20 protein-coding genes, 1 pseudogene and 1 other annotated feature are annotated in these 22,568 nt (G+C 33.5%); of the genes and pseudogenes, 18 read left to right on the top strand and 3 right to left on the bottom strand.

Going from position 1 to position 22,568, the window contains the following annotated elements:
- Positions 1–344 precede the first annotated feature (344 nt).
- Positions 345–610, top strand: a binding site (T-box leader).
- Between the two features lie 106 nt (positions 611–716).
- From J2S19_RS06030 to J2S19_RS06015, 4 genes are all read left to right on the top strand, one after another.
- A complete protein-coding gene (locus J2S19_RS06030; protein ID WP_307338723.1) occupies positions 717–2,420 on the top strand; it encodes a 2-isopropylmalate synthase in 1,704 nt (567 codons plus the stop codon).
- A gap of 276 nt (positions 2,421–2,696) precedes the next feature.
- A complete protein-coding gene (locus tag J2S19_RS06025) occupies positions 2,697–2,975 on the top strand; it encodes a hypothetical protein (RefSeq protein ID WP_307338720.1) in 279 nt (92 codons plus the stop codon).
- Positions 2,976–3,167: 192 nt separating this feature from the next.
- Entirely contained in the window at positions 3,168–5,120 is a 1,953-nt protein-coding gene (gene ltaS / locus J2S19_RS06020; RefSeq protein ID WP_307338717.1) for a lipoteichoic acid synthase, read from the top strand.
- Between the two features lie 239 nt (positions 5,121–5,359).
- On the top strand, positions 5,360–5,899 hold the full coding sequence (locus J2S19_RS06015) for a small multi-drug export protein (RefSeq protein WP_307338714.1): 540 nt from the start codon (positions 5,360–5,362) through the stop codon (positions 5,897–5,899).
- Positions 5,900–6,076: 177 nt separating this feature from the next.
- Here the strand turns inward: J2S19_RS06015 and ric are convergent, their stop codons facing one another.
- The gene (gene ric, locus J2S19_RS06010; RefSeq protein WP_307338712.1) at positions 6,077–6,778 is read right to left on the bottom strand and encodes an iron-sulfur cluster repair di-iron protein; all 702 of its coding nucleotides are present in this window, start codon (positions 6,776–6,778) and stop codon (positions 6,077–6,079) included.
- A gap of 229 nt (positions 6,779–7,007) precedes the next feature.
- On the opposite strand from ric, the gene J2S19_RS06005 reads away from it, so the two are divergent.
- From J2S19_RS06005 to J2S19_RS05995, 3 genes are all read left to right on the top strand, one after another.
- Positions 7,008–7,292, top strand: coding sequence for a hypothetical protein (locus J2S19_RS06005; RefSeq protein ID WP_307338709.1), 285 nt, complete (start codon positions 7,008–7,010; stop codon positions 7,290–7,292).
- Between the two features lie 395 nt (positions 7,293–7,687).
- Positions 7,688–8,281, top strand: a complete 594-nt coding sequence (locus J2S19_RS06000; protein WP_307338706.1) for a spore coat protein — start codon at positions 7,688–7,690, stop codon at positions 8,279–8,281.
- Positions 8,282–8,299: 18 nt separating this feature from the next.
- Positions 8,300–8,668 carry a hypothetical protein gene (locus J2S19_RS05995; RefSeq protein ID WP_307338703.1) on the top strand — a complete coding sequence of 123 codons (369 nt, stop codon included), beginning with the start codon at positions 8,300–8,302 and terminating at the stop codon, positions 8,666–8,668.
- A gap of 291 nt (positions 8,669–8,959) precedes the next feature.
- On the opposite strand, the gene J2S19_RS05990 is transcribed toward J2S19_RS05995, so the two are convergent.
- Positions 8,960–9,634, bottom strand: a complete 675-nt coding sequence (locus J2S19_RS05990; RefSeq protein ID WP_307338700.1) for an SOS response-associated peptidase — start codon at positions 9,632–9,634, stop codon at positions 8,960–8,962.
- Between the two features lie 152 nt (positions 9,635–9,786).
- Between J2S19_RS05990 and J2S19_RS05985 the strand changes: the two genes are divergently transcribed.
- The 10 genes from J2S19_RS05985 (at position 9,787) to speD (ending at position 21,029) form a co-directional block, all read left to right on the top strand.
- A complete protein-coding gene (locus J2S19_RS05985) occupies positions 9,787–9,885 on the top strand; it encodes a YjcZ family sporulation protein (protein WP_307338696.1) in 99 nt (32 codons plus the stop codon).
- A 303-nt stretch (positions 9,886–10,188) separates the two neighbouring features.
- Entirely contained in the window at positions 10,189–11,025 is an 837-nt protein-coding gene (locus J2S19_RS05980) for an aldo/keto reductase (protein WP_307338694.1), read from the top strand.
- Between the two features lie 358 nt (positions 11,026–11,383).
- Positions 11,384–12,853, top strand: coding sequence for a D-alanyl-D-alanine carboxypeptidase/D-alanyl-D-alanine endopeptidase (gene dacB, locus J2S19_RS05975; protein WP_307338691.1), 1,470 nt, complete (start codon positions 11,384–11,386; stop codon positions 12,851–12,853).
- 73 nt (positions 12,854–12,926) lie between these two features.
- Entirely contained in the window at positions 12,927–13,577 is a 651-nt protein-coding gene (locus J2S19_RS05970) for an SDR family oxidoreductase (RefSeq protein WP_307338689.1), read from the top strand.
- A 551-nt stretch (positions 13,578–14,128) separates the two neighbouring features.
- Positions 14,129–15,088, top strand: a complete 960-nt coding sequence (locus tag J2S19_RS05965; RefSeq protein WP_370875066.1) for an ABC transporter permease — start codon at positions 14,129–14,131, stop codon at positions 15,086–15,088.
- A 12-nt stretch (positions 15,089–15,100) separates the two neighbouring features.
- Positions 15,101–15,970: a carbohydrate ABC transporter permease gene (locus J2S19_RS05960; protein WP_307338686.1), complete on the top strand. Its 870-nt coding sequence runs from the start codon at positions 15,101–15,103 to the stop codon at positions 15,968–15,970.
- 138 nt (positions 15,971–16,108) lie between these two features.
- Positions 16,109–17,737, top strand: a complete 1,629-nt coding sequence (locus J2S19_RS05955) for an ABC transporter substrate-binding protein (protein ID WP_307338683.1) — start codon at positions 16,109–16,111, stop codon at positions 17,735–17,737.
- Between the two features lie 99 nt (positions 17,738–17,836).
- On the top strand, positions 17,837–18,556 hold the full coding sequence (locus J2S19_RS05950) for a YesL family protein (protein ID WP_307338680.1): 720 nt from the start codon (positions 17,837–17,839) through the stop codon (positions 18,554–18,556).
- A 148-nt stretch (positions 18,557–18,704) separates the two neighbouring features.
- Entirely contained in the window at positions 18,705–19,493 is a 789-nt protein-coding gene (locus J2S19_RS05945) for a Nif3-like dinuclear metal center hexameric protein (RefSeq protein WP_307338677.1), read from the top strand.
- Between the two features lie 729 nt (positions 19,494–20,222).
- Complete coding sequence (gene speD, locus J2S19_RS05940) at positions 20,223–21,029, top strand: adenosylmethionine decarboxylase (protein ID WP_307338674.1); 807 nt, start codon at positions 20,223–20,225, stop codon at positions 21,027–21,029.
- A 252-nt stretch (positions 21,030–21,281) separates the two neighbouring features.
- Here the strand turns inward: speD and J2S19_RS23665 are convergent.
- Positions 21,282–21,449: pseudogene (locus J2S19_RS23665) on the bottom strand (FtsW/RodA/SpoVE family cell cycle protein); the annotation flags it as partial.
- A 273-nt stretch (positions 21,450–21,722) separates the two neighbouring features.
- Between J2S19_RS23665 and J2S19_RS05930 the strand changes: the two are divergent.
- The gene (locus J2S19_RS05930; RefSeq protein WP_307338670.1) at positions 21,723–22,238 is read left to right on the top strand and encodes a DoxX family membrane protein; all 516 of its coding nucleotides are present in this window, start codon (positions 21,723–21,725) and stop codon (positions 22,236–22,238) included.
- Positions 22,239–22,568: the final 330 nt, after the last annotated feature.

Below are 22,568 nucleotides of genomic sequence, written 5' to 3'. Positions count from 1 at the left end.
TCAACAATAATATTCTATTTCCATTAGGCATTTTTCGTAAACATTGGTGCTTTTAACTGAGTTGTCGTTTAGGGTTTGTCTCCGCTATAGTACTCGCTTTCCGCGGGGTCTCACCTCTTCCACGCATCCCGCAGGAGTCTCTCAGGTCAGTTCCAACAAACCCTTAAAAAGGTTAGTGCAAAAAGCCACAATCTTTTAGAAAAGAGACTATTTTCAGGGTAGTCTTCCATTATAATATTAAGCTTTTTACCAATACAGACTTATACAGAATATATTGAGTTTCTAAAATTTTCTGTAAAAGTCATTGATAAAAATGAATTCACTTGATATAATATTCTAAATATTTAAATACATCGAAAAGGACTAGTAAGATTTTTAAAACGCTCAGAGAGCTGTTGGTCGGTGGAAAACAGTCGTGGAGAAAATCTGAACTCACCTTGAAGTAGCTCGCTGAAATTTCGTGTTAGAAAAAGTAGGTGGAGACGGATCCTAACCGTTATTTTAGGAGGATATAAGGAGGAGTCATTCCTTTTATCTACTAGAGTGCATGTCAATCTGGCATGAATTAGAGTGGTACCGCGTAAGCTGATAACAGCCTTTCGTCTCTATTTACGAGATGAAAGGCTTTTTTATGTTTTCTTTCATCCCATTCTTAACTCATTCCACTAAATAGATAATGAACAATAATTGAATTGAAACGAAAGGGTGTCATTAAAATGAAAAATGTTGAAAAGTATGCGAGAGGTTATTTCATGCCTCCTGAAAAAAGCTTGAAATGGACTGAGAAGGAATACATTACTGAAGCTCCGATATGGTGTAGTGTTGATTTACGTGATGGGAACCAAGCATTAGTTGTTCCAATGACACTTGAAGAAAAACTTGAATATTTCCAATTACTTGTGAAAATAGGCTTTAAAGAAATTGAAGTAGGATTTCCAGCTGCATCCGAAACAGAATATACATTTCTTCGAACATTAATTGAAAAGGATTTAATTCCTGATGATGTGACGATTCAAGTATTAACACAATCACGCGACCACATTATCAAAAAAACATTTGAATCATTAAAAGGGACTAAAAAAGCAGTTGTACACTTATACAATTCAACTTCTGTTGCTCAACGTGAACAAGTATTTAGAAAATCAAAAGAAGAAATTATTGATATAGCAGTTTCAGGAGCAAAATTACTAGAAAAATATGCAGCAGAAACAGAAGGAAACTTCCAATTTCAATATTCCCCTGAAAGCTTTACAGGGACAGAAATTGACTTTGCACTTGAAATTTGCAATAAAGTGTTAGATGTTTGGAAACCTACTGCCGAAAATAAAGTAATCATTAACTTACCTGCAACAGTAGAGCTTTCAATGCCACACGTTTATGCAAGTCAAATCGAATACATGAGTAACCATTTAAACTATCGAGATAACGTCATTCTATCTCTTCACCCTCATAATGATCGCGGTAGTGGTGTAGCGGATGCAGAATTGGGTATGTTAGCAGGGGGACAAAGAATTGAAGGTACCCTATTTGGAAATGGTGAAAGAACTGGAAATGTTGATATTGTCACTCTCGCACTAAATATGTATTCACATGGTGTTGACCCAAAATTGAACTTCGAAAACATTCTTGAGATTATTGAAGTATATGAGCGTATGACAAAAATGAAGGTAAACGAAAGACAACCATATGGTGGAAAACTTGTCTTCGCTGCCTTTTCAGGGTCACATCAAGATGCAATTGCTAAAGGGATGAAATGGCGCGAGGAACATGACTGCGAACACTGGTCTGTCCCATATTTAATGATTGACCCTAAAGATATTGGCAGAGAGTATGAAGGTGACGTTATCAGAATTAACAGTCAATCTGGTAAAGGTGGTATTGGTTATGTATTGGAACAGCAATACGGCCTAGATTTACCTAAAGAAATGCGTGAAGTATTTGGTTACACTGTTAAAAATGTTTCTGACCATCAAAATAAAGAACTTATGCCAGAAGAAATCCATGCTATTTTCCAAAAGGAATATGTTAACATTAACAACCCATTAGAGTTTATTGATTATCAATTTACAAAACATGATGATTACAACACAATTGTTACCGTTAAAATTAATGGGGAAACACAGCAGCTCGTTGGTGAAGGAAATGGCCGACTAGACGCAATAAGTAATGCATTACGTTCAACATTACAAATTGATTATAGTAACTTAGTTTATAAAGAGCATGCACAAGAACTAGGTTCACATTCTAATGCAGTTTCTTACGTAGGGATAACGGCACAGGACGGAACAGTCCATTGGGGATGTGGCATTGATGTTGATATTATGACATCGTCTGTAAAAGCTTTATTTAGTGCAGTAAACAAATTTACCTCTAGCGCTAAACTTACCTTCAAAGAAGGCCAGTTTATGACAACTAAATGATAGTAAAAAGGAGCTGAAAAATCAGTTCCTTTTTTTATGCAACAAAATTTATCATTGAGTAATTCATTACACAGCAAAGTTCTGCAACTGACAATTTCTATAGAAACTTGATGTGTTGAAACAGCTTATCAGATACACAAATAAAAATTATATCAAATTACTTCTATCATTAATAAAATCAAATACTAAAAAATTGGAAATTTTGTTACTTACCCATTATGAATTGATAAGAAATAAAATGAACATAATGAAAATATAGCCGAAGGAGGGATACCGTTGAACACAAATCATGATGTAGACTATGACCGCGACCATGACCGTGAGGATGCATTGACAAGAGAAGCGTTATTGAGCGAGTTAAAAGAAACGTTAAACCTTGAAACAGCATTACTTAGAAAATACATCGTAGTATCTGAAAAATTACACAATGAGAAGGAATTAAAACACCGTCTTACCAACTTTGCTGAAGGGAATGCGAAACGAACATTTCAGCTTGAAAACGAGATAAACAAACTTTCGGAACAAATGTTAAATAATAGTCAAATATTTTTTTAATACTTAAGTAAAAACATTAATATAAAGGGGATGAAAGGACTTTCATACATAGAAGATGTTAATACTAACGGTTGCGCTTACAATGGATTTTTCCAAATTGCGTTATTGACGAACATTTTTGCTTACGATAGAATTGTAAAATGTTCGTTAGATGATTAGTAATTAACATTTTTTATTTAAGAGGTGTATTACATGACAACCGAGAAAATAACATGGAAAAATAATCTCATCTATTTTTTCCTATTTACAGTCGCATTATTATGGATAAAAACCTACGCAGCATATAGAGTTGAATTTACATTAGGTATCGACAATAACATACAGGAATTTCTCTTATTTATAAATCCGATTAGTTCTATTATCTTTTTCGTGGCATTCGCACTATTCTTAAAAGGTAAAAAGGCATATCAGTTCATGATAGTCATTAGTTTTCTTCTATCGTTCTTATTGTATGCAAATATTGTATATTACCGTTTCTTTTCAGACTTTATTACATTACCGACGCTAACGCAAACTGGAAACGCAGGTGATTTAGGGCAAAGTATCTTAGCTTTATTAAAACCATATGATATTTTATATTTCCTAGATACAATAATTTTATTCCTACTTGTTGTAACAAAAGTCGTAAAACCAATTTCTATAAAAGTTAGAAAACGTACATTATTAGCCACATTTAGTGCTGCAATAGCAATCTTTGCAGTTAACTTAAGCTTAGCTGAAACAGATCGACCGCAATTATTAACAAGAACGTTTGACCGAAATTATATTGTAAAGTATTTAGGAATGTATAACTTTACAATTTATGATGCAATCAAAAGTACAAATGCATCTGCACAAAGAGCAATGGCGGATTCAAATGATATTACAGAGGTAACGAACTATACGAATGCGATATATGCAGAACCAGACCCAAATTTATTTGGTATTGCAAAAGGTAAGAACGTTATATATGTCCATTTAGAATCAGTTCAAAATTTTATTATAGATTATCAATTGCATGGTCAGGAAGTAACACCATTCCTTAATTCATTAACTAGAGATAGCAACACATTTTACTTTGATAACTTCTTTCATCAAACAGGACAGGGTAAGACAGCTGATGCTGAGTTTATGTTAGAAAACTCACTATTTGGATTACCTCAAGGAGCTGCATTTTCAACTAAAGGTAGAAATACGTACCAAGCAGCACCTGCGATATTAGGCCAACAAGGCTATACATCTGCAGTCTTCCATGGCAATACAAAAACATTCTGGAATCGTAATGAGATATATAGGTCATTAGGTATTGATAAATTCTTTGATTTAAGCTATTACAATGCAGAAAGTGATGAAGTTGTAAACTACGGTTTATTAGATAAACCATTTTTTGAACAATCAATACCAATGCTACAATCGTTAAAACAACCTTTTTATTCAAAGTTTATTACTGTAACAAATCATTTCCCTTATCCGCTCGATCAGAGTTTAGCTACAATTGAGCCGCATACAACGGGAGATGCTTCTGTTGACAATTATTTTCAGACAGTACGCTATTTAGATGAAGCGTTAAAGACATTTTTTGAGCAATTAAAAAGTGCGGGTCTGTATGAAAATTCGATGATCATTATGTATGGAGATCATTATGGTATATCTGAGAACCATAATAAGGCGATGTCAAAAGTATTAAATACTGATGTTGGTAAATTCGAAAATGCTCAGCTCCAAAGGGTTCCACTATTTATCCATATTCCTGGAGAAAAAGGCGGTACTATGCATCAGTATGGTGGACAAATTGACTTAATGCCTACAGTTATGCATCTACTAGGTATTGATACAAAAGGTTATGTGCAGGTTGGTACCGACTTATTTTCACCAGACCATCAAACAGTTGTACCATTCCGAAATGGAGATTTTATTACTGAGACTGTTACTGGTTTAAATGGTAAGTATTATGATACAAATACTGGAGAGAAACTCGAAACAACAGAAGAGATAAAAAAATTCGAAGAGATTGCAAGAATGAAACTACAAATGTCAGATAAAATTGTAAATCAGGACTTGTTGCGTTTTTACACTCCTGAAGGATTTACACCTATTAATCCTTCAGATTACCAATATACGACGAACAAGAGTTTAGATGAGGTTACTAATAAAACAACAGAATAATAAAAATTAGAGGGTGACTTATTATACTTAGTTCACCCTCTTTTTACAATTATTCTACCTAATTACTGTAAAATGTGGTAAAATTAAAAAGTTATCTAAAATTATAGTTTCATATAAGCTTTATCAAAAAGTTTTCAAAAGAGCTTTTATGTTAATGTAATGTAGTTTTCAAATATATACGCAAACAAAGGATAATTTACATATTTATTAAAATTTTTAATAGAAGGAGAGATATCTCTTTGATAATTCCATATTTACTTGTATTTATATTAGCCGCAATACCGCTTTTTGAAGTATTTACAGTTGTACCAATAGCAATTATTGGGGGGCTACCGGCTATTCCTGTAGCAATAGTTGGCTTTTTAGGAAACCTATTAACCATTTTCTTATTAGTAGTTTTTGTAGACAATGTAAAAGGCTGGTTAAGGAGACGGAAAAAGGTAAAAGTCCAAGAAGGCACAAATGAACCAGTATCAGATGAACCTTCTACTATTCAAGTAGATGAGCAAAGTGAAGATAAGAAACAAAAGCGCGCACGTAACTTATTTGATAAATACGGATTGCCAGGCTTAACAATACTAGGCCCATTGTTAGTCGGCTCACATATTGCTGCATTTATGGGTATGAGTTTTGGTACTTCTAGGAAGTTAGTAACAATTTGGATGATTGTCAGTTTAGTAATATGGACATCCGTATCTGCTATTGCTGCAAGCTATGGCGTTACGTTCTTTGCTCCAAGTCTTGAAGAAGAAGGGTTTTTAATAAAGTTATTTCAATAAATTTAAATTTTCAGAAGAGTAACATGGACCGCTTTAAGCAAGTTAATTACCATCATATTCAGAGCCCATTAACAAAAAACTAGAATAGTAGTTCTATCTAAGAGGATTACATCAAAGTGTTTCCAAATCAAACATAAAACTACCTCCGCGCACTAGGAAGGTAGTTTTATGTTAGTGTCAAATATATCTTGGAAATAATATGTTATTTTCAAGATGAATATGTTGAAACATATCATTTTCTAACAATTCCAAACGTTGATAAACTAAGCGAAATGTTCCACATGCATCTTCTGGTAATTCATAATCATGTGTAACTTCTCTAATTTGTTTTAAAATTTCACCAGCAGCATCGTGCTCGTCAACTAGACAGCTTACAATTGGCTTAAGTTCTTTAAGTGTTTGGATTGATTTAGTTTCTTCGTATTTCAAAATTTTCGGGAATGCTTCGTTCTCTTCTTTACTAAAATGTTCTGCAATTTCTAATTTTAAATCATTGAAAAGAGAGAGCACTTTGTTAAGGTGCGTATGCTTGTCGCCATGTACTAGAGCAACTTTTTTTACATACGGTGTTAATTGTTCTACCTCTGTCCGTGCATAATGATGATGCACATCAACAATATGTTTGACTAACTTATCAGCATGAACTTCTCTCCAGTCTGTTGTATCCTCTGACCGAGCATGTTCCTCATAATATTGATGTAACTGTTCGATAAATTCAGCTTCATTTAAATTACGTTCTTCAATAGCTTGTGCAAGTGTTCGTGTACCTCCGCAACAAAAGTCTACTTTTTTCCTTTTAAAGAAATCACTTGACTGTGGAAACACCGCAACAACGTCCCCGACTGTATGATTAAGATTAAATATTGAATGATTTATCACTTCCAACACCTCCTACATCTAGAATAATAGATTCAAATATTTTTTATTGTGATAGATATCACAATAATTGAAAAATGTTATCCAATTACAGTTGGAAACAATTAATCATAGAACTTGTCTTCATAATCATTTACTCTATTAAAAAGGCTCATTTCTATAATAAATAGTTACACACAGATAACAGCAGTAATTACAACTAATGCACATGAATAGAAAGGAGCTCGTCAAAATGAAATATGTTTCTGTAAACGATATTTTAACTAACGCTGATACAAAGAATGCAAGCAACTTTCTCAAAGAGTTATGGTATGCGAAGGCTGAGGAGATTTTTATTTTATCCAACGATTACTTTACTTTTAAACAACAACTGCTATTTATTCAGTCAGTTGCACCTATTAACTGGCAGTTACATTGGGATGGACAATTCTTTTCGTTATCAAAGAAAATTATGAATCAAAGCTTATTGACCTTAAAGATAAAAGATTCAGGGCATATCGATTATAGATTTCATTAAAAATGAGACATCTTACTAACTAGATACACTAGTTATAAGATGTCTCATTATTTATAGACATAGTAAATAAATTTAAGATAATTTGGGAGCTTTTTATTTGAACATTTGATATAAAAAAGTAAAGTGGTGGACACTGCTAAACAGTCGAAATTCCTATAATAACCTAAAACTATAGGGATTATTAAATGATGTATATATAAAAGGTTGAATAATTTAACCTTGACCGTGGGAATTTAACTTTGGCTCTATAATTGAACTATGTTAAAGGAAATTTTGTTTAGTTGGTTTTTGTATAAAATAAGGGACCTATTACTCAATGAGTAGTAAAAACCGAACTTTATTATGCTGGAATTAACAATCAATTCAGAGCTCAATAAAACATAGGAGGGATATAAATGAACAATAAACAACTTGGTGCACATGAAATGTTAGAGTGCCATGAAGTCTTGATGTGTGCAATTAATGGTATTAATCAATTTCAACTATATCAACCATATTGTCAGGACGAGGAACTAAAAAACATATTACAAAACCAATTATCATTTATTACGAATGAGTATAACACGTTGGTAAATGCACTGAAGCAAAGAATGAACATCGGAACTTTACCTGAAGTTAAAACAAACTCAAACTTTACACCACAATATGGGTTAAACGCACAGGCCGTTGCCGAAATACCTAATGCATCTGTCAATCAGATGAATGATCGTGATGTATCAGCAAGTATGTTAGGGTTTCATAAATCTTCTGGAATAATGAAAATGCATGCAGCACTTGAATGTACAGATGTACATATTCGAGAAATGTTGATTCAAAGTGCAAAAAACTGTGCAGACCAAGCATATGAAATTTGGAGTTACATGAATAAACAAGGGTATTACCAAGTACCAACATTCGACCAAATGACTTCAAATACATTAATGAATAGTTACCAACCTAGTAGTATGTATAATGCTCAACAAACAAATCAAAACTTAAACAATATGTAATCAGGAGGAATCATGATCATGCAAACAAACCAACAAGCTTTCCAACAAATTAATGAATGTCGTCAAATTGTTCAACAATTAATTCAACAAACCGAGCAAAGTAACCAGCAATACAAGCAAATGCTTCAGCAAGAGCAACAAAATATTCAGATGTTGCAGCAAATGATAAACCGTGAACAACAGGCAGTACATGTAATTCAACAGAGCCTTCAAAAACATCATCAAGCTATACAACAATGCCAAAATGTTTTAAATATTTGTAACCGCATGCAACAAGATTTGTCAGCCGGTTTCCAACAGAACTTTTCTCAAACAATACCAAATCAAATGACAATGCCAAATTACCAATCGTCAGCTATGCATAGACCATTTATCCAAAATCATTAAAAATAATTCGGCTAGTCAAAAGGATTACCACCTCTCAAAACAGATAAAGATGTTTCTATTTTCTGTTTTGAGAGTACAGAAATATTGAGTTCAGTTGTCTAATTAAATTTGATAGGCACATTTCTAAAAGATAGGATTTTCGCTAACTCTTCAATGGGTTGGTTTCCAGACTTCAGCGGTATGCGTAGGAAAGCAAGTACGCGTGCTGCCAACTACCCCTAACTACAACAATGTTAAAAACATGATTTATGTGAACAGTCACTTAATAATAGGTTGAGACCTTATACTTATTTATAGGCTATTTAGATTCGTCATACATTCCTGTATATCGTTTTTTGGTGAATTAACAATTTGAGAAACTGGATATGCTTCCATTAAGTTTGCATCGTAAGGAGTAAGAAGTTTTTTTAGTTTTAATGTATCATTATTATGTCTATCAAGCCATTCATCATATTTATTTTCTTGGAGAATCACAGGCATACGGTCATGAACATCTTTTGTGAGCTCGTTAGCTTCTGTAGTTATGATTGTACAAGTATATAAGGACACATTTTCATTCTCTTGTACCCATTGTTCCCATAATCCAGCAAAGGCAAATGGCCGGTTATCCTTCATTATAAACCGATATGGTTGCTTTTCCTTACCTGTCCTTTTCCACTCATAAAATCCATCACTTAATATTAAACAACGCTTTGTTTGAAATGGTTTTTTAAAACTTACTTTTTCGTCAATTGTCTCGCCTCGAGCATTAATCATCTTATATCCAATCTTCTTATCCTTTGCCCACGGGGGAATTAATCCCCATTTCATTTTTTTTCCAATTCTCTCGTGTCCATTTGAACCGATAACTAACACATCCTGTGATGGAGCAATATTATAGCGAATTGGAAAATCTTCGTTCATTAGAAAATCAAATTGTTCCTGAAGCATATTCAAATCACTTGCTAGAGAAAAGCGTCCACACATACCAAAAAAACAGCACCTTTCCAGTAACTTTTTTTCCACTCTTTTAAACTGATAAAACCAATATAAATGATATAAAAACTATTTACAAATGCCTATATCAAGCTGCACTAATAAATCATATAGTAAAGCAAAAGGTATTAGGAGGTGTTTACATGGGTGGAGAAGCAGGCTACGGATTAGGAGCTGGATTTGCTTTAATTGTCGTATTATTTATTTTGTTAATCATCATTGGAGCGTCATATGTATACTAAGTAATCGTGTGATTCATAAAAGCCCTTTTCTTAGGGCTTTTTCTTATATTTAACCCTTAAGTGATAAAACTTATTAAAACGAATGCTCAAGTACAAATTTGGAAAGTGTATAGGGTGAGTGTGGATTAGTCTAAGACATTGACTAATAGGGAATGATGTAGTGGCAAAGTCTATGTAGATAAAGTCTATCTAAAAGTTAATGACTCAATGTTACATGTAAAAATAAGTATGATGAGCAAATTTCTTTTAGTTGATTCAAATATAAGGCAAAATAGAAATGAACTTTTGAAAGGGGTAATGTGAATGGATAACTTACAAAGTACAACAACCTTACATAATGGTGTGAAAATGCCATGGTTTGGCTTAGGTGTTTTTAAGGTAGAGGAAGGCAATGAAGTCATCAATTCAGTCAAAACAGCAATTGAATTAGGCTATAAATCAATTGATACTGCTGCAGTATACGGTAATGAAGATGGCGTTGGCAAAGCAATTGCAGAATCTAATGTACCTAGGGAAGAGCTATTTATTACGACTAAATTATGGAATTCCAATCAAGGTTATGAGTCGACATTACAAGCTTTTGAAGAAAGTATGAATAAACTAAAGCTAGATTATTTAGATTTATATTTAATCCATTGGCCAGTACCAGAACTAAATAAATATAAAGAATCATGGAAAGCCCTAGAGAAATTATATAAAGATGGGCGTGTTCGTGCAATTGGTGTAAGCAACTTTAAGGAACATCATCTGAAAGATTTAATGGCAGATTGTGAAATTAAGCCGATGGTTAACCAGGTTGAATATCATCCAAGGTTAACACAGTCAAGCTTACATAGCTTTTGTAAAGAGAACCAAATTCAATTAGAAGCATGGTCTCCATTAATGCAAGGACAATTAATTGACCATCCAACATTACAGGAAATTGCTGATAAGTATAATAAATCTACTGCACAAGTCATTTTACGATGGGATATCCAAAATGAAGTAGTAACCATTCCGAAGTCGGTTAAACCTCATCGCATTAAAGAAAATGCTAATATTTTTGATTTTGAGTTAAACTCTGAAGATATGGAAAAAATCAACTCACTTAACGAAAACCACCGTGTTGGTCCTGACCCAGATGATATGAATCGTTACTAAACATAAGTTATATTCCTTATCTGTGAAGAAAATAGCTGTGTATCAAAGTTAGTGAGTCTTGTATCCGAATTTACTAAAGCATTATGCAAGTTCTGATAATTTTATCAAGTAGCTGTCTCGAGCAGAACTGTTCGAACAGCTTCTTTTTTATATTTTTTAAAAATTGTGCCTTTGTACAATAATGTATACGAAAACATCCTCTTTAGCATATCACTAGACAAATTCCTCTTACTGTCACCAATATTTCCGCTAGATCCTTAATAAGACATATAACGTATATACTTGTTAATTTTATAGCATATTAAATTCATTAAATTGACATGATAAATGAAAGAGATTGAGAAAGAGGTAAACTAGTATGAAACAACTAATTGTATGTTCACTCCTCATCATCATTCATATCCTTCTCTGGGACCAGCATACAGCTTTCGCTAAAAACGATATAAACCGCGTTGACAATGATTTAACTCCGTTTATCGAAAACCACCCACTTCTAAAAGGTTCGCTTGTAGGAATAAGTATTAGATCTGCAGACACAGGTGAATTAATGTATGAATATAACGGGGATAAGCGGTTAACACCTGCATCGAACTTAAAGTTAATTACCGCAACTACAGCATTAGCGACATTAGGGGAAAATTACACATTCAGTACAGAAATACGAACAGATGGTAAAATTAAAACATCAAGTGTATATGGCAATCTCTATTTAGTCGGAAAGGGAGATCCAACGTTATTACCTGAAGACATTGATCATTTTGCCAAAGTACTGAAGAAGAAAGGTATTAAAAAAATAACAGGTAATCTTGTTTGTGACGCTACACATTTTGATGATATCTCATATGCAGTTGATGTTCCTTGGAGTGATGAAGAAGCATACTACGGTGCTGCAGTTTCAGCATTAACGATTTCACCAAACGAAGACTATGACACAGGAACCATTCTCCTAGAAATGTCACCAAACGCAGAGTTGGGCAAAAAAGCTACGATAACGTTACATCCACATACAGAATATGTACATATCCTGAATCATACGGTGACGGTAACAGATGATATAAAAAAAGAAGTTAGCATTACTCGTCAACACGGAACAAACACAATTATCATTGAAGGAACAATTCCTCTAGGAACCAAGGCCGAAAGACATACAATTGCAGTATGGGAACCTGCGAAATATGCCATTACATTATTTAAGGAAGCGTTATATCGTAATGGAATTGAGCTTGAAGGCGTTGTGAAATATAACAAAACACCTGAAAATAGCCAGCTCATTTATAAACATAAATCGGAACCATTGCAACAATTATTAATTCCTTTTATGAAATTAAGTAAAAATAGTTTTGGAGATGTCTTTATTAAAGAGATGGGGAAACTGTATAAACAAAATGGAACATGGGAAAATGGAATTGACACTGCAAAAAATACATTAACAAGCTTAGGCGTTGATGCTAACGAGGTTGTCATGAGGGATGGCTCTGGCATCTCTCATCAAAATTTAGTGAGAGCAAATGATTTAACAACACTTCTCTATCATGCGAAACAGAAGGAATGGTTCCCTGTATTTTATAAATCACTGCCTATATCTGGTGTGAATGATAAAATGCAGGGAGGGACTCTGAGAAATCGCATGTCCATTACTTTGCTAAAGGAAAAAGTGTATGCTAAGACTGGGACATTAACAAATGTGAGTACATTGTCAGGATATGTAAAAACCAATGAAGGACCATTTATTTTTTCAATTCTCTTAAATCACTTAAAAATTAGTGATAATGGAAAATTAGTCGAAGATGAATTACTTAAACTGTTTGTTTCGAAACTCAATCAGTGAGGCAAGATACTTGTTTCAATACTTCCTATTTGAAATAATAAAAAATACAAGACAAAACTAAGGAAGTGGTAATGTGAAGGTATTAGTAGTTGGTGCAAATGGTCAAATAGGGAAGCACTTAGTCCAATTACTTCACTCAAGTAGTGAATACTCTGTTAAAGCAATGGTTAGGACGCAAGAACAAGTGAAAGAACTCCATAATTCAGGTATTGACGCTGTTATGGCGAACTTAGAAGGCACCGTAGAAGAACTTGTTGAGGCTGTACGTGGTTGTGATGCAATTGTCTTTACAGCAGGTTCAGGGGGACATACTGGAGCAGATAAAACACTATTAATTGATTTGGATGGTGCTGTAAAAACAATAGAAGCAGCAGAAAGAGAGAATATAACACGCTATATGATGGTTAGTGCGCTTCAAGCAAATAACCGTGAGAATTGGAATGAGCAATTGAAACCATATTATGTTGCAAAACACTATGCAGACAAAATGCTTATACAATCTAGCTTAAATTATACAATTATTCGACCTGGTGGTTTAATAAATGAACAGGGAACAGGACATATAGATGTCGGAGGGAATTTATCGCGCACAACAATTCCACGTGAAGACGTTGCACGTACAATTTATGCATGCCTATCCAATAAAAAAACGTACAAACAATCGTTTGATCTTGTAGCAGGTGACAAACCGATAAATGAGGCACTAAATCAAATTTCATCTTAAAGCTATATCACTAAATTTATGCTATAAATAAAAAGCGTGTGTGTTAAAATATTCACAAAAGTAAACAGTCTATATAAAAAGGATGACTCAAAACAAACTTTCAGCCTCCTCATAGGTGAAAGCATTAATTGAGTCATCCTTTTTTTGGAGTATATTCTAAATATTTTACAAAATCTAAAAAAAATATATTGATCCTTTAAAAGATATCGCTTACAATGAACTTACTACCATACTAGTATGTCAATGTTACACAAAACTTAGTATGATCGTCAAACAAACAAAGTATTAAAATGATTTATAGTTGTAACAAACTAGGTAAACAGCAGATTTGAAAGCAAAACTTATCTCTTTGCCATAACTGACTTTAGCTCTAAAAGAAATTGTCTTATTATTTTCTTTCTAATGTAAGCGTTTTAAAAGTGTATTACCGCTCATTATATAGCGGAGAAGTAAAACAAGAAATATAAAATTAAAAAATGTATGTTTTTAAGAAAGTTAATTAAGTATCATGCTATAGTCTTTAAGCATGATAGTAGAAAGTGGGGGTAAATATGGGGAATGTGAAGGTCGAGACAGTACATGAAGTAAAAATGGTGAAAAGAAGTAAACTATCAACATTAGGCACAATATTAAAAAAGGACTGGCAGCTATACTCATTATTAGTATTACCGATAATCTACTTATTAATTTTTAAATACGGCCCAATGATAGGGAACGTAATTGCGTTTAGACGTTTTATACCAGGTGGAAATATTTTCGGAGAATCATGGGTAGGTTTCCATTACTTTAAAATGTTTATTAATGACCCAACATTTTGGAATGTCTTTACTAATACGCTACTACTTGGCGGGCTAACTTTACTCTTTTGTTTCCCAATGCCAATTATTTTCGCACTATTACTTAATGAAGTAAAGTCTAAACGATTTAAGAAATTTGTGCAAACTGCATCATACTTACCGCATTTCTTATCGATCGTTATCGTAGCAGGAATGATATTACAACTTACAGCTGTAAACGGATCTATTAATGCAATTGTTGAATTCTTTACTGGTGAAAAGATAAACTTCATTCAACAAGCAGAATGGTTTCGAACCATCTATATCACGTCTGAAATTTGGCAAGGAATGGGTTGGGGCGCTATCCTTTATTTAGCCGCTTTGACAACAATAGATGATTCCTTATACGAAGCTGCCAAAATAGATGGAGCGAATCGTTGGAAACAAACACTACATATTACAATACCTGGAATCCTACCGACAATTGTCACATTGTTAATATTAAATATTGGTAGTTTTATGGCTGTTGGATTTGAAAAGATTTTACTTTTATATAATCCACTAAACTATGAAACTTCAGACGTTATTTCAACTTATTTATATCGAGTTGGACTAGAATCTAGTAATTTTAGTTATGCAACAGCAATCGGTTTATTCGAATCACTAATTGGGTTAGTGCTAGTTTTAACCGCAAATGGAATATCGAGAAAATTAACAGAAAGAAGTTTGTGGTAGGGGGAGATATTGATGCAAGAATCTGTACAGTACAAAGTATTTAAAGTAGTAAATGCAGTCATTTTAATAGCCATAGTATTTTGTACGCTTTATCCTTTCTTAAATGTTATCGCGCAATCATTTAGTAGTGAAGCAAATATAAACGCAGGAAAAGTAAGCCTCATACCGAAAGGGTTCAATCTTGATACTTACAAAACTGTCGTATCGGACAATATGTTTTGGACGAATTATAAAAACACAGTGATTTATACAGTAGTAGGTACTGCAATCTCGATGTTTTTAACCACAATTTTTGCTTATGCATTATCTAAGCGAAGATTAGTTGGTAGAAGATTTCTTACATTATTCGCTGTTTTTACAATGTTCTTCAATGGGGGGCTAATCCCAAACTATGTCCTTATAAACGGTATAGGGTTTGGTAACACAATGTGGGCGATTGTTATCCCAGGTGCAATTAGTATCTATAACATGCTCATTATGAAATCCTTCTTTGAAAATATGCCTGAGGAATTAGAAGAGGCCGCATCAATGGATGGGTTAAACACATATGGGATTTTATTAAAAATTGTTCTCCCATTAAGTAAGGCCGTTATCGCAACAATGATCTTGTTCTACGCAGTCGCACATTGGAATTCATGGTTTCCGGCATTTTTATACTTAGACCAGAAAGAACTATTTCCAGTCACTATATATTTAAGAAATTTAATCGCTGGCGTAACAGGTGGTACTTCTGCTGGTGCAACTAGTGCAGATAATTTAACGCAAATTTCTTCAAACATTAAATCAGTGACAATGGTGTTAACAATTTTACCTATCTTAACAATCTATCCTTTCGTCCAAAAATATTTTGTTTCTGGCGTAATGCTTGGATCTGTAAAGTAAACAATCTGCTAATTAGAATTCCTTGGCAATAAGGCACTCATTAATAGAAAGTGCCGAAACGTTCTATTAATGAGCGTCTTATTGCCAAAGGTAAGAAATACGCTTGTGAATTGTAAAAAACAAAGGGGAGGCAAAAAAATGAAGAATGGGAGAAAAAGTTTTAAGTCATTGCTTTACTTGTTCATTTTAGTGGTTCTAGTCATTGCTGGTTGTTCAAGTAAAGAATCTGCTAACAAAGAAAGTGAAGACACAAAAAAGGGTGCAATGGAATCCTACTCAGTTGGAGATACTTTTAAAGCAACTGAAGAATTTGAATTACCAATATTATATATGGACCAGCCAACATATCCTTATAAAGAAGATTGGTTACTATGGGAAAAAATCAAGGAAATGACTAATGTCACATTAAAACCGACAATCGTCCCAATGAGTGATTACACACAAAAACGTAGTCTATTAATCAGTTCAGGAGATGCACCATTAGTTATTCCAAAAACATATCCAGGCGAAGAATCTGCATTCGTATCCTCAGGTGCGATTTTACCAATAAGTGATTATATTGACAAAATGCCACATTTTAAAGACAAAGTTGAAAAATGGCAGCTTGAAGATGAATTAGAAGGTTTAAAACAAAATGATGGTAAATATTATTTATTACCTGGACTACATGAAAATGTATGGCCTGATTATACATTAATTGTTCGAACTGATATTTTTGAAAAACACAATATTGCTATCCCTGCAACGTGGGAAGAATTATATGAAGCAATGAAACAATTAAAAGAACTATATCCAGATGTTACACCATTCTCAGATCGCTTTGAGTTTAATAGTACACTCAACATTGCAGCAACAGGATTTGGAACAAAAGCAGGCTGGGGCTTTGGTAACGGGTTAACATATGATAAAGATGCAGATAAATTTGTTTATACAGCTACAACAAACGAATATAAAGACATGCTTACGTACTTTAATAAATTGGTAGAAGAAGGTCTTCTCGATAAAGAGAGCTTCACTCAAGAAGATGACCAAGCAACTCAGAAATTTGTAACTGGTAAATCATTTATAATAAATGGTAACTCTCAAACTGTTATTTTACATCGTACTGATATGGATAAAACATTAGGGAAAGACAATTACAAGATTGCTAAAATCACGGTTCCTGGTGGTCCAGCTGGCCAACTTATGTCTGGTTCCCGCTTAGAAAATGGGGTAATGATTTCATCTAAAGCTAAAGAAAGTGAAAACTTCGAGGCAATTCTTCAATTTATCGATTGGTTATATTATAGTGATGAAGGACAGGAATTTGCTAAGTGGGGAGTAGAAGGCACAACTTATACTAAAACGGATGGTGTAAGAAAATTAGTTGAAGATGTAAACTATAATGGATTAAATCCAGCGGGATCGAAGGACTTACGTGTAGATTATGGATTCTCTGGTGGTGTATTTGCTTATGGCGGTACAACGGACCTTCTTCGTTCGATGATGAGTGAGGAAGAAGTAAAATTCCAAGAAGATATGGCTAAAACGAAAACGACTATTCCGGCAGAACCACCATTACCATTCACAATTGAAGACCGTGAACAAGTTACATTATTAAGCACACCATTAAAAGATTATACTGACCAAAATACATTAAAATTCATTTTTGGTGAGAGAGACTTAAGTGAGTTTGATGCCTTTATTAAAGAATTAGAAGGGCAAGGCTTACAAAAATATTTAGACTTGGCGAATGATACGTACAAGAAGTATAAAGAATCAAAATAACTTACAGGTTAAACGAGGCTGTCTTCTCATTTGAAAAATTAATTGAGAAGACAGCCTGAAAATGTCTACTAAAACCAACAAAGAAAGATGGTGAAAAGGATGAACAACAAAAGAGATTTTGGAGACGGAATACTCTATTCATTAACAAATTACATATACTGGTTGGCATTAACAAATTTATATTTTATTTTGACAAACTGTATCTTTATCTTTTTCTTTATGACGCTGACACCTTCATTTTCTAATATTTTAATTTATTTTTTGGCACTACTTCCATCTGGACCTGCCATTGCTGCACTTATCTATTCAATAGAAAAATTAACTAGAACTAAAGAACTATCACCAACACGGGATTTTTTTGACGGTTACAAAAAGAACTTGAAAGACACATTTAAAGTTTGGCTCCCGATACTATTTGTTTATTTCATATTAATAGTGGATCTACAATATCTTCGCCAGTCCACTTCTGATATAAATCAAATACTCTCACTAGTTGTCTTCATGTTAACCTTAGTATGGACAATACTATCAATTAATCTACTGATAATAAATGCTCGTTATAAGTTCAGGTTAAGGGATGCTATAAAACTGTCAATATATTATGCATTTATAAAGGCTAAGCATTCTATTGGAAATTTATTGATTTTATTCATTACTTTCTACCTTTCATATGTCACAACAAATTTTCTTATCTTATTTACAGCTAGTACCATTGCTTATTTCATCATGCTAAATACGAAGGAAATTTTAAATGACCTTGAAACAAACTTCCTAGAAAAAGATTCAAATATGACAAATGAACAAAGTGTAAGTTCATAATACTTGAGTTCGAATATGACTCTCATGAACATTTCTTATTTAGAAAATCGGCTATTTTCTAAGCCTTGTGTGATTATATGGGGATCAAGGAGGACCATTCGCAACTAGCGAATAGTGCAAGGAAATCAACTTGTTTAGAGGTGTTACGATGATTTCAATACAAGATGTAATCGATGAAATAACTAAACCGGTAAAGAAAATTGTAAATACAGTCGATGGCTTGCTTTATGGAGAAGTAAACGAAAGCATAACAGGAATTATTGTTACATTTGTTGCCTCACAGTATGTATTAAAAAAGTCAACTGAACTAGATGCAAACCTTATTATTACTCATGAAGGGATATTTTACAGTCACCATGCGCACAATCCGTTACAAGATTATAAGAGTTTCATAGAAAAACAACGATTTATTAAAGACTCAAATATTGCTATATACCGCTTACATGATTATATTCATCATTACCAACCAGATATTATCATGCTTGGTCTTTTAAAATCATTAGAACTAGATAAAAACAATACAAAACACTTTGATACGTCAGCAATTGTAACGGTTCCAACTACAACAGTAGGGCAAATGGCTAACCAAATAAAGCAGAAACTCGAAATTCCATATGTCCGAATTATTGGCGACATAGAGATGACTTGCTCAAAAATAGGCTTCCTCGTTGGATATCGAGGTGGGAGTAACTTAGCTATCCCACTTTTCGAAAATGAGGGAGTAGAATTAATCATTGCAGGAGAAGGACCTGAATGGGAAACACCCGAGTATGTACGTGATGCAAACGAACAAGGTAGAAACAAAGCACTCATTCTAATAGGTCATGCAGCAAGTGAAGAACCAGGGATGGAATATCTCGTAGAACTATTAAAAGAAAAATTCAACAGATTACCTGTTCACTTTGTAAAAGAAAAGCCTATAATCAACGTTTTCTAGTAATAGGTTGGCTCGATGATATGAGTCTTCCTTTTCTTTTTTTAAACCAAGTTTAACTACTTTTAAAAAAGTTGCTCTCACTTAATTAAATGCTCCACATATCACGAAATAATCCCTTTATATAATTAATGAATCCCTAACTTACTCATACAAGATTTACTGAAGAAAGTTAAGTTTAGAATACACCTATTTCCAATAATACAAAGTAATTTCAATTATATGCGTTTTTCTGCTGTACAGGTCAATGGAGAACCTTCTATTTTACCTTAGTCACATTTTAACAGCCACACTGGTCAATGAAAACCTTCTATTTCACCTTAGATTACGTTTTTCTGCTTCAGCTGTCAATGAACGGACGCAACAAATGTAGAGATAGCTAAGCCATTACCAATAATTATAAAAATTCTGATATAGCAATGTTCTTTGCTAAACAAAATGGTAAAAATCAAGTTAAGCCAGTTCCAGTTCGAGAAATTGTAGACCTCCTTAAAAAATAAGACTTGAAATAAAAGAAAATTAATGTCAGTTCTTATATTCTTCATAGTGGCAAGGTATCAATATGTTTTGTACTGATACTTTGCTTTTTTAAGTTAACAATACCTTAACACGGTTACAGAGAAATTACTTATCTCCTCGTACTTTCTGTCCTATTTTTTGTATGCTTTATTAAAATATAGGGTAGGCTATTTTTTGATACTAGCTGAAGTAAATATTGGAGGAGGAAGAAAAATGCAACTAACTCCAGAACAACGCATCCAATTACATGGTTTTAATAATTTGACGAAAACATTAAGCTTCAATATGTATGATATTTGTTATACGAAAACAAAAGAAGAACGTGAGGCTTATATAGAATATATTGATGAACAATATAACGCTGATCGCTTAACAAATATTCTAAAGTCTGTCACTGACATTATTGGAGCACATGTATTAAATATTGCAAAACAGGATTATGTACCACAGGGTGCAAGTGTCACACTTTTAGTTTCAGAAGGACCAGTTGTTGAAGTTCCAACCGAATCTTATGATGAATCACCAGGTCCTCTTCCTGAATCGGTCGTTATTGGTCTTGATAAAAGTCATATTACTGTACATACATATCCAGAATACCACCCTAATGAAGGGATAAGTACATTTAGAGCCGATATTGATGTATCAACGTGTGGGGAAATCTCACCTTTAAAAGCGCTCAATTTTTTAATTCATTCTTTTGACACAGATATTATGACAATGGATTATCGTGTTAGAGGGTTTACCCGGGATATTAAAGGACAAAAGCTTTTTATTGACCATGAAATAAGTTCTATTCAAAATTACATCCCCGATGAGGTAAAAGAACAGTTCGATATGATCGATGTTAACATTTATCAGGAAAACATTTTCCATACGAAATGCAAACTTAAGGAATTTGATTTAAATAACTATTTATTTGGCTATACGAAAGATAAATTAACAGTAGAGGAACAAGAAGAGATTACAGATCAATTAACAAAAGAGATGGACGAAATCTTTTATGGAAAAAATATAAATTGATGTAAATATAAAGGGTGACAAGAAAAGTCAGACTCCCTAATTAGCACAACTATATAGGATGCAATTTTTATCTATATATTGTAGTTGATGAGTCTAGATTATTTTCTTCGTCTCCCTTTCTTCTTTAGACAGGTATGAAATAAAAGCTCGATTCTAATAGATTATGGTTTTTGCACTAAGCCTCATTAAGCGTTTGGTTGGAGTTGATTGGGCGAATCCTGGTTTCGTATCGTATTTATGCTTTAAACATAAGAAGCTAATGAAAGGGAGGGAGGGGATGCCAATGATAGGCAAAAGTCCAATTGTCATCCCTATGTTCTTAAATGTATGAAACGTAATCATGGTAAAGACACCGATACATACTAAGGATGAAAATTCATCTTTAATATCTATAGCTAAACGAACTACATTAAATGCCAGTTAACAGGTGTAAGTAATTATATATTACTTTGTAATAAATAAATAATAAATAAAGAGCCTATCATTGCTGTGATTCATGTCACAAAAAGCTAAATAAATAAAAAGATATGAACACTCAGTGAATACCATTGAAAAGCTGTTTAAAAAAGTGTAAATTATATACATAGAAAGTTAGTGAAACACTTCACAAACTAACTTCCTTTAACTGCTAATGCTAGCTAGCGAATATCTTAACATAATTGATTTTTATTACTATATAGGGAGTTGTTTTATATGATGTGGCTAAGAGGACCGAAAATCGCAATTATTTGGACTATTTTAAGAGTTTGGTTAGGATTTAAGTGGCTTGAAGCTGGAATTCATAAGGTTGCTGACGGCTTCGATGCAACAGGATTTATTAACGGTGCTATTGCTCAAGCAGGAGGAGAACATCCAGCAGTTGCAGGGTGGTATGCAACATTTTTAGAAACCTTTGCATTACCGAATATTGAGTTATTCAACATTTTAATACCTTGGGGTGAGGTTTTAGTTGGTGTAGGATTATTACTAGGTGTTGCAACTATTCCCGCTTTATTAGCAGGTGCGTTTATGAATTTAAATTTCTTATTAGCGGGAACAGTTAGTACAAACCCAATCCTTTATACTGCTGCTATATTACTCTTGGCAGCTGGCACAGCTAGCTATTACTATGGTGGAGATGGATTATTGCTTCCTTTATTAAAGCAACAACTGACAAATTATAAAAATAAAAAAATGACAAAAGAGCATACAGAAATGCCTGCTCACTGATTAATCTAAGGCTGTTTTCGTAAACATTGTTGCTTTTAACTGAGTTGTCGTTTAGGGTTTGTCTCCGCTACAGTACTCGCTTTCCGCGGGGTGGGTGGTGAGCCTCCTCAGCGTAAACGCCTGCGGGGTCTCACCTCTCCCACGCATCCCGCAGGAGTCTCGCACTTCCGCTCCAACAAACCCTTAAAAAGGTTAGTGCAAAAAGCCACAATCTTTTAGAAAAGAGCCTAATCTAAAAACAACGCCAATCTATTAATATATCTACAATGATTGGCGTTGTTTTAAGTTCTCTATGTTAATTATTTTAATTTTTATCCTATCAATTATCCC

Origin of the sequence: Metabacillus malikii (assembly GCF_030813355.1) — a bacterium.
GTDB lineage: Bacteria > Bacillota > Bacilli > Bacillales > Bacillaceae > Metabacillus > Metabacillus malikii.
Note: the sequence above shows the minus strand (reverse complement) of the source record. Positions and strands in the feature narration are given on the sequence as shown.